Source organism: Paraburkholderia sp. (assembly GCF_028283785.1).
In the GTDB taxonomy this organism is placed as follows: domain Bacteria; phylum Pseudomonadota; class Gammaproteobacteria; order Burkholderiales; family Burkholderiaceae; genus Paraburkholderia.
In genome coordinates this window covers 294,437-307,760 of sequence record NZ_JAPWKB010000013.1, presented here as the reverse complement: position 1 = coordinate 307,760, position 13,324 = coordinate 294,437, and the positions used below count along the sequence as shown (strand labels likewise).

Below are 13,324 nucleotides of genomic sequence, written 5' to 3'. Positions count from 1 at the left end.
ATGAAATTCAATGTCCAGCCGACGGCGTGTTCGGCGCCGGCTTTTTCAAAAGGAATGCGAGCGGAATGCACAGCAGCAGCGCGACGCCGAGCACGTAGAAAGTTTCCGAGTACGTGATGACGCTCGCCTGTTGCGCCATCTGCCCCGCAAGCTGGCTGATCGCCTGCATCTTCGAATACGCGAGGTCGCCGGTTTGCGCGAAGAATCCCGCGGCGGTGGTGACGATATGCTCCTGGCCGATCTGCGAATTAGCCGTCACCGATTCACGGATCATGTCGTCGTGAAAGGTGTTACGGCGATCGATGAACGTACCGAGCAGCGCCAGTCCCACCGAGCCGCCGAGGTTCCGCGCCATGTTGTACAGACCCGCTGCGTCGCCCGCCTGATCGCGCGGCACAGCCGCCATCGACGCCTGATTCAGCGGCATCATCGCGAGCACCTGACCCACCCCGCGCAACAGTTGCGACCAGTTGAAATCGTTGCCCGCGCTTTGCGCCGTCAGCGACACGTCGAGAAAGCAGCTCACCGCGAAACAGATCAGCCCCGCCACCACCATCAGCCGCGTATCGACGCGGCCCATCAGGCGCGGCAGGATCGGCATCATCAGGAAAGCGGGCAGGCCCGACATCAGCATCACCGCGCCCGATTGCTCGGCGTTATATCCGGCGATACCGCTCAGAAACTGCGGCAGCAGATACGACACGCAGTACAAACCCGCGCCCACCATGAAGACGATAAAAATCACGCTCGCGTAACTGGCGTTCTTCAGCAGCGCGAGCCGCACGATCGGCTTCTTCGACACGAACTGCGCGAGCACCAGCAAGCCGATCCCGATCACCGACGTGACGCTCAGCCACACGATCATCGACGACTCGAACCAGCGTTCGCGCTGTCCTTCTTCGAGCACGACCGTCAGCGTGCTCAAGCCGACCGCCATGCCGACGATGCCGATCCAGTCGGCCTTGATGAATTGCGACCAGTCGGTGCGCCCTTTTTCCAGCCCGAGCAGCAGCAGTGCGACCAGCGCCGCGCCGACCGGAATGTTCAGGAAGAAGCACCAGCTCCAGTTGATGTTCTCGGCCAGCCAGCCGCCCACCACCGGCCCGAGCAGCGGCCCGAGCAACACGATCAGGCCGAACATCGTCATGCCGATCGGCATCTGGTGACGCGGTAGCCGCGTCGCGACGATGGTCTGCGCGGTCGGGATCATCGCGCCGCCGGTCAGCCCCTGCCCGATCCGTCCGGCGATCATCTGCGGCAACGTGTGCGAGATGCCGCAGGTGATCGAGAAGAACGTGAACAGCGTCGCGTTACCCAGCAGAAAATTGCGCAAGCCGAACACGCGCGTGAGCCACGCAGCGAGCGGAATCATCACGATTTCCGCCATCAGGTAGCCGGTCGAAATCCACGTGCCTTCGGTGCCGGTCGCGCCGATCTGCCCTTGAATCTGTGGCAGCGCCGAGTTCGTGATCGAGATGTCGAGCGTCGCCATCAACGCGCCGAGCGCGCCGGCCGCGACCGCGATCCAGTCGGACCCGCTGGCGTTGGCCGGTTTCGACGCCGCCGCCGACGCAGTGGAAACAGCGGCGGAATCAGCCACGGTCGTTCTCGCGTTCGATGCGTTGTTCGGTTTCGCGTGCGCCGCGCGTGTCGACATCGACGTTGACCGACATCCCCGGCAGCAGCACCTTACGGGTTTCGGCGCCGACATCCAGATGGATGCGGACCGGCACGCGCTGGACGATCTTCGTGAAGTTACCGGTGGCGTTTTGCGCCGGCAGCAGCGCGAATTGCGAGCCCGTACCCGGCGAAAAGCTTTCGACCGTGCCATGAAGATCCGCGCCCGGCAATGCATCGACGCGCAGTTTGACCGGCTGCCCGATCCGCATCATGCCGATCTGCGTTTCCTTGAAGTTCGCCGTCAGATAGACGTCCTGCACCGGCACGATGGTCATGAAACGCGAACCCGGCTGCGCGAACTGACCGATCCGTACGCTGCGATCGCCGACGCGTCCGGCGATCGGGCTGCGCACGACCGTGTCGCCCATATCGAGTTGCGATTGACGCGCGCTCGCGGTCGCGGCCGTCAACTGCGCACGCGCCTGATCGATGCTGGCGCGGGTCGTGGCGAGCTGACGCTGCGCGCTTTCGAGCGCGGCGGCATCGGCGGCACGGGTTGCGCTGGCCTGACGCTGCGAGTTGCGCAGCTCGGCGACGCGCTCGCTGGTTTCCGCGCCGGTCGCGGCGAGCGGCTCGTAGCGCTTCACCTGGCCGGCCGCATACGCCTCGTTCGACGTCGCGCCGTCGAGCTGCGCGCGCGCCTGCGCAATGTTCGACTGCTGTTGCGCGAGTTCGGCCTCGCCGCGTTCGATGTCGGCCTGACGCGCCGCAATCGATGCATTCGCCTGATCGAGCGCGGCCTGATACTGGCGGCTGTCCAGTCGCACCAGCGGATCGCCCGCCTTCACGGACTGGTTGTCGCCCACGTAAACCTCGGCGATATAGCCGGAAACCTTCGGCGCGACCGTCATGCCGTCGGCTTGCAGATACGCGTCGTCGGTCGATTCGATAAAGCGGCCGACCGTCCACCAGCGCGCGCCCCAGGCGACGGCGCCCAGTACGAGCACCCCGCCGATTGCGATCAGCAGTATCTTTTTCTTCGAGTTGGCGGGACGTTGCGCCGGCGACGCAGGTTGCGGTTCGGTGACAGGCAGGGTGGCAGACATGTAGACTCCAGATTTATACCAATTGGTCGAATTATTCCAGTTGGTAAAATTGTGTCAACTGTTATATTTTGCATTTTCTTACCGACGACCCAAAAGTCAGGAATTTCAACGATGGCACCCCCACCAAGACATCGACCGGCGGCCGACGGCGGATATCAGCGCGGCGAAGAGACTCGCGCGAAGATCGTCGAGGCCGCGCTCGGCCTGTTCGGCGAAAAGGGTTTCGAAGGCGCATCGACGCGCGAGATCGCCGAGCGCGCGGGCGTCAACGCGCCGGCGCTGGTCTACTACTTCGATAACAAGGAAGGCGTCTACCTGGCGTGCGTCGAGCACATCATGGGACGTGTATCGGCGTATATGTCGGGCGCGGTCGATGCCGCGCAGGCCCTGCTCGACGAGCCGGCAGCGGGCGACGCCGCGCTGATTCACGCGTTCTGCTCGATCCAGACGCAGATTGCCGAGTTTCTGCTGATGTCGGGCGAACCGGATAGCTGGCGACTCTTTATGGCGCGCGAGCAGGCGGGTCTCGGACACGAGTCCAGCTTCATGGTCATGAAAAAGCAGTTCAGCGAACAGCTTCGTCGGGTCAACGCGGAACTCGTGTCGCGCCTGATGGGCTTGCCGCCAGACGATCCGGAAGTGGTCGTACGGATGCTGGCGATCACCGGCCAGCTATTTCCGTTTCACATGACCTGCCGCAGCGCGGGCGAAGCGCTCGGCTGGGAAAAGTTCGACCGCGAGCGTCTCAACACGGTCGTGAGGATCATCAACGAGCAGACGGTGAGTTTGCTGATCGGCATGACGGAAATGCGCACGATGCGCATGGCCGAGCAGGCGGCGCTGGAAGCGCAATACCCGGCCGCGCAGTTGGGCCAGTCCGGCAAGCCGATGCCGCCGGGCGTTCACTGACCGGGCGTCGCTTCGCTTTGCGTCACGTCGCGGTCACGACGCGTTCGCCTTGTCGAAGTGACGGCGGACCGCGTCGGCCAGATCGTCGAACGAGACCGGCTTGGTCAGATGCAGATCGAACCCCGCCTCGCGCGACGACGCCCGGTCGCCGCTCTGTCCATAACCGGTGATTGCGATCATCAGCGCGTTTCGGGTGCCGGGACGCTCGCGAAACGCGCGCGCGAGCGCATAGCCGTCCATGCCCGGCAAGCCGATATCGAGCAGCAGCACTTCCGGCTCGAACGACGCGGCCATCTCCAGCGCCGACACGCCGTCATGCGCGACCTTGACGTCGAAGCCTTCCGATTCCAGCAGGAACGACATCGCCAGCGCCGCATCGACGTTGTCGTCGACCAGCAACACGCGATGCAGCCCGTTCGACGCCGTCACGGCCGGCACCACGGCGTCCGGCGCAATAGCGGGTTGCCCGCGCATCACCGGCAACACCACCACGAATTCGCTGCCCTGACCGGCTCCCGGCGAGTGCGCCTCGATATGGCCGCCATGCAGTTCGAGCAACGCTCTCGCGAGCGGCAAGCCGATTCCCAGCCCGCCTTCCGAGCGTTCCAGCGAGTCTTTCGATTGCACGAACAGTTCGAAGATCGTCGATAGCACGTCGGCGGCGATGCCGATGCCGTTATCGCGGACGACGATGCGCACCGTATCGTCCACGTGTTGCGCATCGACTTCGATCTCGCCGCCTTCGGGCGTGTATTTCGCCGCGTTCGACAGCAGATTGCCGAGCACCTGCGCGATCCGCACCGAGTCGCCGGTCAGATACGTGGATGTCGGCGGCAGCGACGTCATCAGTTGATGGCGCTTGCGAATCAGCGCCGGTTGCGCGGTTTCGATCGCCGCCTTGATTGCGCCGGACAGTTCCACCGTTTCCTGGCGCAGCGTGATCTTGCCTTGCGTAATTCGCGCGACGTCGAGCAGATCGTCGACCAGACGGCTCAAATGACGCACCTGACGCTCAATGATCGCGCGCGCGTTTTCGAATTGCGCTGTCTCGGCGCGCCGTTCGGGACGCAGCAATTCCACCGCGCTCTGGATCGGCGCGAGCGGATTGCGCAACTCGTGCGCGAGCATCGCGAGAAATTCGTCCTTGCGGCGATCCGCTTCACGCAGACGCAATTCGGTGATCTTGCGCTCGGAGATATCGTTGACGATGCCCGCGACGCGGTAGCGTCGCCCGCGCGCATCGTGAACCGGGAAGCCGCGCTCGCCGACCCACAGCGTGTCGCCGCCCGCGCGCCTGATCCGGTATTCGATTTCATAGGCCGTGCCGTGATCGATCAGCGCCCGGTACGCATGCGCGACGCGCGCCTTGTCTTCCGCGAAAATCTGTCCGACCCAATGGTCGTCGTCCGGTTTCGGATCGGGCGCGACGCTGGCGTCGCCCGCATCCCACAGACGACGGTACGCGGGGCTCAGATACAGCAGCGAATGCGTAGCGGGATCGAGCATCCAGAACACGTCGTCGATGTTTTCGGCAAGCTGGCGGAAGCGTTCTTCGCTTTCGCGCAATGCGGTTTCCGCGAGCCGCACGCGCAACAACGCATGCACTTGCGCGATCAGTTCCGCCGGTTCCATCGGCTCGGTCAGATACGCATCCGCGCCGTTTTCGAGGCCGCGCACCCGGTCGATACTTTCGACCGCCGCCGCCGACGTCTGCACGACCAGCGTGCCTGACGTTTCCGGCGCGGACTTGATGCGGCGGCACACGTCGAGGCCGTTGATATCGGGCAGCTTCACGTCGAGCACGACCAGATCGGGTAACGCCATCCGGACGCTGTCGAGCGCCGCGCCGCCGCTCGCGGCTTCGATCACGCGAAACCCGGCGCGCGACAGGATGCGGCTCTTTGCATAACGCGCGCCCTCGTTGTCGTCGACGTTGAGGATCAGAAAGCGGCTCCAGTCCATCATGGGTGCGCCTTACCGCCGGCCGCGAGACTCGCGACGTGATCCGCAAACACGCACGGCAAGGTGGCCGCGAACGTCGAACCCTGGCCCGCTTCGCTGCGCAGCGTCACGTCGCCGCCCAGCAGCACCGCCAGCTTCTTGCACAGCGGCAAGCCGAGGCCGGTGCCTTTGACGAACTGCTGCAGGTCGTTCGGAATCTGGCCGAACTCCTCGAACACCACGTGCTGATGCTCGGGCGCAATCCCGATGCCAGTATCGGCCACCGCGAACGTGATCATTTTCGTCTCCGCGTCGTAGAGCGCGCTCACGCGAATCTCGCCGCGCACGGTGAACTTCAGCGCGTTGGAAATGAAATTGCGCATGATCTGCGTGACCATTTTTTCGTCGGTCCGCACCGGCGGAATCCGGCTCGACACGTCGAACACGAGATCGACCGCCGGGTTCGTCAGCAACGGGCGGAACATCCCGCGCAGCGCCGAAAACAGGTTGTCCGCTTCGAATTCGCCCGGACGCACCTCGATCTTCCCCGCCTCGATCTTGGCGATGTCGAGCAGATCGTCGACGGTATCGGACAGGTCTTGCGCCGCTTGCCGGATCAATCGGACCTGCTTTTCCTGCTCGTCGGTGAGTTCACCGTCCACCCGTCCGATCAGCAGGTTCGACAGCGCGCGGATCGACGACAGCGGCGTGCGGAACTCGTGACTCATGTTCGACAGGAAGCGCGATTTCGATTCGTCGGCGCGGCGCAGATATTCGGCACGTTGTTCGAGTTCCGCGTACAGCGCGACCACGCCGCGATTGGTGTCCTCGAGTTCGCGCGTAAGGCGGCTCAGGTCTTCCTGGCGCTCGCGCAATTCGCCCAGCGCGTTGACGAGTTCGCGGTTCTGACGCTGCAATTCGTCATAAGAGCCTTCGCCGTGCGAGCGTGCGAGCATCGCCGACAATTCGAGCGCGCGCTCCGCCGTGACCGGTTTTGCGCGCTCCGGCAGCGTCTTCGACAATTCCACCGCCGCGCCGCCGCCCGCTTCCTCGACGAGCCTGCAAGCGTCCATCAGCCGTTGCCCGGCGAGCAGCCCGAGCCCCGAGCGGGCGTTGTCGGGATCGACGTTGGCTTGCAACGCGGACGGCGCGACCGGCGAGATCAGCCGGATCCCGAGCCGCTGCGGCGCGGGTGTGTCGTCCACGCTGAATTCGACGCGGCCGCCGCGATGCGCGATCTGAAGCATTCGCGCCACTTCCATCACCGACGTCGCGATGCGCGTCTGGTCTTGCGGTGCGAAATTCAGCGCGGCGCTCAATTCGCGCGCGCGACGGCGCGCGGCGATCACGTCGTGCTCGCTGTCGATGGACATGGAGAAAAGCGGCAGTGCCATTACGTGGTGATCAGTGGATGAAAATGGCCCCGAAGGGCACGAAAGCCGGGTTCGGCGACGTGCGCGCGAACATCGGCTAGGTCCGGTCCTGACCGAGCAGGCCGAGCCGCACCGTGCGCGCCAGTTCGTCGAGCTGGAACGGTTTGCGCAACACCGTGCAGCGGCTGAACGTCAGGCTCGACACATCGACATCGGCATAGCCGGTTGCGAGGATCACCGGCAGATCGTGACGCAGCTTGCGCGCTTCTGCAATCACATCGATGCCGTTCATGCCCGGCATCACGAAATCGACCATCAGCAAATCGGGATTGTCGTCCGCCAGACGGTCGAGCCCGGCGCGGCCATCGGGCGCTTCCGTGACAGCATAGCCGAGCATCTTCAACGATTCGACCAGCATCGCGCGCACTTCGCGGTCGTCTTCGATCACCAGCACCCGCTTGCCGCCGGTCGCCTTCTGCTCGGCATCCGACACCGCCTGCGCTTCCGGCTCGACCCGCTCGCGCAGCGGCAACCACAGCGCGACCGTCGTGCCGACGCCTTCCGCGCTGTCGAAACGCGCGGTGCCGCCCGCCTGACGCGCAATTCCGTAGACCTGACTCAAGCCGAGACCGGTGCCCTTGCCGACCGGTTTGGTCGTGAAGAACGGATCGAAAACGCGCGACACCACATCAGCCGGAATGCCTGCGCCCGTGTCCGCGACTTCGACCACCACGTAACGGCCTTGCACCAGCGTCTGGTCCGGCGCGTCGCGCTCCTTCACGCGAATGTGCAGATGGCCGCCGGTGGGCATCGCATCGCGCGCATTGATGGCCATGTTGAGAATGGCCAGTTCGATCTGGTTCGCGTCGGCGCGCGTCCACATCTGATCGCTTTCGAACTCGTTCGCGTAGTGGATCGTCGAGCCGAGCGACACCGTGATGATGTCGCGCATGCCTTTGAGCAACGCAACCACGTCCACCGCCTTGAGGTCGAGATTGCTGGTGCGAGAGAACGTCAGCAATTGCCCGGTCAGCTTCGCGCCGCGCTCGGTCGCCCGCTTGACGGTCGCCGCCATGGTCCGCACGCGATCGTCGCCGGCGACCCGCGAAATCAGCTCCGCGTTGACCATGATGACGTTCAGCAGATTGTTGAAGTCGTGCGCGATGCCGCCCGTCAACTGCCCGAGCGCTTCCATCTTTTGCGATTGCACCAGCACCGCCTGCACTTTCGCGCGCTCGTGAATCTCGGTCAGCAACCGGTTGTTCGCCGACGACAATTCATGCGTGCGCTCGGCGATGCGCCCTTCCAGCGAGTCGTTCAGTTCGACCAATGCGTTTTGCGCATGCGTGCGTTCCGCCAGATGCCGGCGCGATTCTTCGAGATGATGACGCGAATCGTACTGGCGATTACGCGCCCGCAACGACGACGCCACCGCGCGGCGCAGCGTGTCGGAGTTCAGCGGCCGCTCCAGCACCAGCACGTTGCCGAGCCATTCGGGCGCGTCGAGCGTGGACGGACCCCGCTGTGCGATACGCGCGCCGGCCAGCAGCACGATCGGAAAATCGGACCATGCCGGCTGCTGTCCGAGCCACTCGAACAGTCGCGAGGTGCCACCGCCCGTCAACGCTTCTTCCGCGATCAACGCGCATCCCGCGCCATCGGGCAGTGCATCGGCGAGCGCATGCAGATCGCGGCATACGAGCGTGTCGCGCCGGTCGCGCGCGAGCAGTTCCGCGATCACGTCGGCGTCGCGGCCGAACGGCGCCAGGATCAGGACGCGATGTTCCATGATCAGCGCGCCGGACTGTCGTTGAAGCTCTCCGTAGCACCGAACAGCGCCGTCCCGCCCCGATACGACGGCAAGCCGGACAGCACGCCTTCGAAATCGCGCAACGCTTCGCCGACCTCGACGCCGTCGGCGCCGAGGCGGAACTGACGGATCGAGCGCTCGTGCGCACTGGCGCGGCTCTTGACCGCCGTGACCGCCGTCAGCACTTCGCCATGATGTTCGAAGTAGCGGAACAGCACGACTACGTCGCTCAGATAGCTGATGTCCATATCGTTATGGACTTCGCCGATGATGCCGTGCTGACCGAGCACCAGCATCGTGACGACGCCCTGCTGGTTCAGATAGCCGAGCAGTTCGTGCATTTGCAGCAACAGGAAGCGCTCGCCGGGCATCGCGTGCAGATACGCGTTGAGGCTGTCGATCGCGACATAACGCACGCCATGATCTTCGACGCCTTCGCGTACCGCGCTGGCGAATTCGCCCGGCGAGATTTCAGCAGGATCGATCTGGCGCAACGTCAGCAGACCGCTATCGACGTGCGGCCGCAGTTCCATTCCAAGCGCGTCGCAGCGCGCGAGCAAGGTGGTCAGCGTTTCGTCGAACACGAAATACGCGCACCGTTCCCCGCGTTTCAGCGCGGCCAGCAAACAGGACACCACGGTGGTGGTCTTGCCCACACCCGACGGTCCGATCATCAGTGCGTTCGTGCCGGGCAGCAAACCGCCGCCGAGCAAGGTATCGAGCCCTTCCGTGCCTGTGCTGACCACGCGCGAATCGAACGGCATGTGATGCTCGGCCGCGACAAGGCGCGGATAGACCTTGATGCCGCCCGTGTCGAGCGTGAAGTCGTGATAGCCCTCGCGAAACTTGATGCCGCGCATCTTCGCGATGCGCAACCGGCGACGGTTGCCGCCGTAGTCGTGGACCAGGTTGTCGAGCGCGATCACGCCATGCGCGATGCTGTGGAGTTGCACGTCGCCGGGGTCCGACGCGTTGTCGTCGAGCATCAGCACCGTGCAGTCGCGCGTCGAGAAGAAGCGTTTGAGCGCGAGAATCTGACGGCGATAGCGCAACGGATTCTGCGCCAGCAGCCGCAATTCGGACAGGCTGTCGAGAACGATCCGCGTCGGCTTCAGTTGCTCGACCTGGTCGATCACCGTGCGCACGGTCTCGCCGAGTTCGACTTCGGCCGGATGCAGCACGGTCTGCGCATAGTGCGGATCGAGGCCTTCGTCGGACACCAGTTCGAGCACCGTGATGCCGCTGATGTCCCAGCCGTGACTCCGCGCGACCGACGTTAACTCGGCGCCCGTTTCGGACAGCGTGATGTAAAGGCAGCGCTCGTCGTGAGCGACGCCTTCAAGTAAAAATTGCAACGCGAGGGTGGTTTTACCCGTGCCCGGTGCGCCTTCCGCGAGGTAGAGCCGACTCGGCGTGAGGCCGCCGCCGAGGATGTCGTCGATGCCTTCGATCCCGGATGAAAGGCGTGGCGTTGTAACTGGCAGTGATTTTTCTGGCATGAAAACAGGTGGTGCGGTCAGGTCGATCGGTTGTTATCAGGGCAATCCAGCGTGAGCATGAAGCATCGCGCCGTGGGTGGATGCAATCCGCGTGCCAAGGGCGCAATGCCGGTTTGCGACGCCGCCCGTTTGTTCAGGCGATTCCCGTTCGATCTGCAACGCAGCCTTCCTGACAACCCTCTTAGCCCCGGCGGATCGCGACCTTAGACTGTTCTCACCTGCTTCACACAAGGCTTTTTCGAAGCGGGTGCACTGTCACTTTGAAGGTCATAAGATCATGAAATCTCTCGTTTTTGCAGCACTGGTCGGTTCGGTTCTGATGGTTCCCTCGGTTTCTTTCGCGCAGCAATCCGGCACGGGCGTGACGCGCGCGCAGGTGAAGGCGGAGTTGGCGGAGCTGGCGAGCGTCGGGTATCACGTGGGTGACGACGACGTGCACTATCCCGAGGCGATTCAGGCTGCGCAGGAGAAGCTCGCGGCGCGTCGCGCAGCGGCTTATGGCTCGGGCGCGGCCGGTAGCGCCGAAGCGGGCACGCGCGCGATCACGCACGACTGATCGTTGTGCCTGTCGCCCTCCGGATATGCGGCGATGCAGATTACCTGTGGTGGCGTAATGCGCCCGCATTCCGGATAGCCGGCAAGCGTCGCCCCTGTCGTCGATGACGGGGCGGCAACCGTTTGATGAATCCACGAGTGCAACGCTCGACGGGTGATCGAATTTCCGCTTTATCGAAAATCGCGCCACGCTGCGCCTTTGCAATAAAAGCCTACCTCGTTTCTCGCATCGGCGCCCACAAGAAACATTATTTAATAATCCCCACAACACCATGGGGAACGCCGACGCATATCAAAATAAAATCCCGCACGATTATCTGGAACTTATCCACCTAGCGAATCACTAACAGATTCCTTTCAACGTGGAGATGCGAAATGGACACTCTGGCCAGTCGAATCGCGGAAGATCTTTTCTGGGACAAATGGATCGCAGCCAATTCATCGGCAGGCGCTGGTTGTATTTCAGATACCAAAGACGGATGCATTTCCGTCGTCAAGGAAGGCTGTATCTCGATTGCGCGGAATTATCCAGTTGTGAAAGCGGGCTGCATTAGCTGATCGACACGTCGATGAAAACGTCAGGCGGCGCTTCATTGCCGCCTGACTTTCAGGTTAATTCAGGTGAATGAATGCATGCTAACGCGGGTGATTTATTACCATGAACATCGATAATCAACCCACTGCCGACATGATCGAGCACGTCAGGGATATTCCAATCTACCGGGATTCGATCGAAAAAAACTTCTTTCCGATCATCGACAAACACGACATTGCACGAGATTTTCCTGATAGCTGGATGACGCCACATCTGGCGCAAGCGATTGAAATTGGCGCCGCAGAATTCGTGCTGTCCACCGGCACGCACCACGCGCGAATGCAGATTATCCGGCCACCCTACTTTCTGTTGAATTCTTATTACCGGTTATGGCGCGCGCATCCGGACATTGGTTTCACCTGGCGCGAGGAATGCCAGCGGGTGTCATTGACCACGGTACTGGCAACCGAGCATGTCGCGCGGGTCAACGCCGGAAAGCATGGCGTGCAAGGTCGCGAATCATCACAGGCCGACCCGCGCAGGCTCGATGCGCGCACGCTTTATCTGAACCAGCGGCTGGACCCTGCGTGCTGGACGCGTTCTGAAATCGCCCAGATGCTCGACGATATCGAAACCGCCCGTGACGGACATCCTCAGGGTTTCTATCACCTGGATTGCGCCAGTTACCATCTGGCCCATTTCGTCCGGAAATTAGACGAATTCGGTTTGACGAACGATTTTCCAAAGCCCGCGAGCATAATTCACGCTTACGAATACACGCCGGACAACGTCAAACGGTTTTTGCAAAAGCGGTTCGATTGTCCGATTGTCGAGCTATTCGGCAGCACGGAATTGGGTTATCTCTATTACGGCGACCAGCAAGGGTGCTATAAACCGTATCTCGACAAAATGCAGGTCGAACTCATTCCGTTCGATTCCGGGAGCGGAATATACAGCCTCATTGTATCGAGCATCCGCAACCCCTATATGCCGCTTATTCGCTATCGCTCCGGCGATTGCGCCAAGACCATCGACGGCTCGCCCGACCCTGCCAAAATAATCCGCTTTTGCGGTCGCGAAAAAGAAATGCTCGAAGCGCCCTCCGGAATCGTCGCGCAATCTGATTTCGATGAACTGATAAGCAATGCGTCACGCCAGATATTCGTGTATCAGCTTCGCACCAGTCACGCCCAGTGTGGTGAATTGCACTACACCACGTTCGACGACAACCCGCTACCATTATCCACCGCCGCCCAGTTGTCGCACGATATTCTCAGGCGGACGGGTCTGCACGTCGGCGTTTACCATCGCTTGCACATTCCAATTGGAAAATCGGGCAAATATGCATGGCTGCTGAAAATGGCAGATGCACCCATTCACACCTGACGCTTTCGCTTCAGGATTCGGGAGCATATCGTGACAAATAATCGCGTATCTGCACCGGTTTCAATCGCCGATTTAAAAGCGTTGCCCGGTGAACCGCTGTACGGCGAAACGGTTCGGCATTTCGTGCGCCGAACCGGTTTGCCCGTGCCGTATGTCGACAATCAGGTCGTCGAATGTCTGCGCTATCTGTATCTGGTGTCGACCTATCCGGATCGGCTGGCCGGGCTATTCCTTCCCGTCGAGCAACCCATCGATGAAATCTGGCATTACCTGATCCTGCAAACGCGCGAATACCGGACCCTCTGCGAAGCGGCGCTGCCCGGCCGTTTCTTTATCGAACATCGCAGCATGCCGTACGCGCACTACCGGCAGGCGCCGGGTCGCGCGCAGGTGATCGAGCAAGCGTTGCGCTGGCTGCCGCTGTATCGCGACACCTTCGGCGCGTTCGGCGAACACGCGCTGCCGCACTGGACGATGGTGCGCTTTCTGCACGACGAAATGGGTTTGAGCCTCGACGATATCGCGTTGATCGGCACCGGCCGGGAGGGCTGACACCCGGCCGTCTGCACGGCAACGCGACCACGCGACCT

At 62.4% G+C, this 13,324-nt stretch carries 11 protein-coding genes; 5 read left to right on the top strand and 6 right to left on the bottom strand.

Features of this window, described 5'->3' with window-relative positions; genetic code table 11:
- Window positions 1-7 precede the first annotated feature (7 nt).
- Together PW947_RS15425 and PW947_RS15420 are read right to left on the bottom strand one after the other, a co-directional pair.
- Window positions 8-1,600 carry an MDR family MFS transporter gene (locus tag PW947_RS15425; RefSeq protein WP_299633197.1) on the bottom strand — a complete coding sequence of 531 codons (1,593 nt, stop codon included), beginning with the start codon at window positions 1,598-1,600 and terminating at the stop codon, window positions 8-10.
- Window positions 1,593-2,726 carry an HlyD family secretion protein gene (locus PW947_RS15420; protein WP_299633196.1) on the bottom strand — a complete coding sequence of 378 codons (1,134 nt, stop codon included), beginning with the start codon at window positions 2,724-2,726 and terminating at the stop codon, window positions 1,593-1,595. The genes PW947_RS15425 and PW947_RS15420 overlap by 8 nt, the downstream gene beginning before the upstream one ends.
- 111 nt (window positions 2,727-2,837) lie before the next feature.
- Between PW947_RS15420 and PW947_RS15415 the strand changes: the two genes are divergently transcribed.
- On the top strand, window positions 2,838-3,635 hold the full coding sequence (locus PW947_RS15415) for a CerR family C-terminal domain-containing protein (protein ID WP_299633195.1): 798 nt from the start codon (window positions 2,838-2,840) through the stop codon (window positions 3,633-3,635).
- Between the two features lie 33 nt (window positions 3,636-3,668).
- Here the strand turns inward: PW947_RS15415 and PW947_RS15410 are convergent, their stop codons facing one another.
- From PW947_RS15410 to PW947_RS15395, 4 genes are all read right to left on the bottom strand, one after another.
- A complete protein-coding gene (locus PW947_RS15410; RefSeq protein WP_299633194.1) occupies window positions 3,669-5,600 on the bottom strand; it encodes a response regulator in 1,932 nt (643 codons plus the stop codon).
- The gene (locus tag PW947_RS15405) at window positions 5,597-6,949 is read right to left on the bottom strand and encodes an ATP-binding protein (RefSeq protein WP_299633193.1); all 1,353 of its coding nucleotides are present in this window, start codon (window positions 6,947-6,949) and stop codon (window positions 5,597-5,599) included. Before PW947_RS15405 ends, PW947_RS15410 begins: the two co-directional genes overlap by 4 nt.
- Window positions 6,950-7,046: 97 nt before the next feature.
- Entirely contained in the window at window positions 7,047-8,738 is a 1,692-nt protein-coding gene (locus PW947_RS15400; RefSeq protein ID WP_299633192.1) for an ATP-binding protein, read from the bottom strand.
- A 2-nt stretch (window positions 8,739-8,740) separates the two neighbouring features.
- Window positions 8,741-10,258 carry an ATPase domain-containing protein gene (locus PW947_RS15395; RefSeq protein ID WP_299633191.1) on the bottom strand — a complete coding sequence of 506 codons (1,518 nt, stop codon included), beginning with the start codon at window positions 10,256-10,258 and terminating at the stop codon, window positions 8,741-8,743.
- Window positions 10,259-10,535: 277 nt separating this feature from the next.
- On the opposite strand from PW947_RS15395, the gene PW947_RS15390 reads away from it, so the two are divergent.
- The 4 genes from PW947_RS15390 to PW947_RS15375 all read left to right on the top strand — a co-directional run bounded on the left by PW947_RS15390 (window position 10,536) and on the right by PW947_RS15375 (window position 13,286).
- Complete coding sequence (locus PW947_RS15390) at window positions 10,536-10,814, top strand: DUF4148 domain-containing protein (RefSeq protein ID WP_299633190.1); 279 nt, start codon at window positions 10,536-10,538, stop codon at window positions 10,812-10,814.
- A gap of 374 nt (window positions 10,815-11,188) precedes the next feature.
- Window positions 11,189-11,371: a hypothetical protein gene (locus PW947_RS15385; protein ID WP_299633189.1), complete on the top strand. Its 183-nt coding sequence runs from the start codon at window positions 11,189-11,191 to the stop codon at window positions 11,369-11,371.
- 100 nt (window positions 11,372-11,471) lie between these two features.
- Window positions 11,472-12,734, top strand: coding sequence for a hypothetical protein (locus PW947_RS15380; RefSeq protein WP_299633188.1), 1,263 nt, complete (start codon window positions 11,472-11,474; stop codon window positions 12,732-12,734).
- A gap of 30 nt (window positions 12,735-12,764) precedes the next feature.
- Window positions 12,765-13,286 (top strand): hypothetical protein, encoded by a 522-nt coding sequence (locus tag PW947_RS15375; protein ID WP_299633187.1) that lies wholly within the window; start codon window positions 12,765-12,767, stop codon window positions 13,284-13,286.
- The last annotated feature ends 38 nt before the right edge of the window (window positions 13,287-13,324 follow it).

Coding starts and splice junctions, on each gene's coding strand:
- PW947_RS15420 (WP_299633196.1), bottom strand. CDS start 2,726: ATGTCTGCCACCCTGCCTGTCACCGAACCGCAACCTGCGTCGCCGGCG.
- PW947_RS15415 (WP_299633195.1), top strand. CDS start 2,838: ATGGCACCCCCACCAAGACATCGACCGGCGGCCGACGGCGGATATCAG.
- PW947_RS15410 (WP_299633194.1), bottom strand. CDS start 5,600: ATGATGGACTGGAGCCGCTTTCTGATCCTCAACGTCGACGACAACGAG.
- PW947_RS15405 (WP_299633193.1), bottom strand. CDS start 6,949: ATGTCCATCGACAGCGAGCACGACGTGATCGCCGCGCGCCGTCGCGCG.
- PW947_RS15400 (WP_299633192.1), bottom strand. CDS start 8,738: ATGGAACATCGCGTCCTGATCCTGGCGCCGTTCGGCCGCGACGCCGAC.
- PW947_RS15395 (WP_299633191.1), bottom strand. CDS start 10,258: ATGCCAGAAAAATCACTGCCAGTTACAACGCCACGCCTTTCATCCGGG.
- PW947_RS15390 (WP_299633190.1), top strand. CDS start 10,536: ATGAAATCTCTCGTTTTTGCAGCACTGGTCGGTTCGGTTCTGATGGTT.
- PW947_RS15385 (WP_299633189.1), top strand. CDS start 11,189: ATGGACACTCTGGCCAGTCGAATCGCGGAAGATCTTTTCTGGGACAAA.
- PW947_RS15380 (WP_299633188.1), top strand. CDS start 11,472: ATGAACATCGATAATCAACCCACTGCCGACATGATCGAGCACGTCAGG.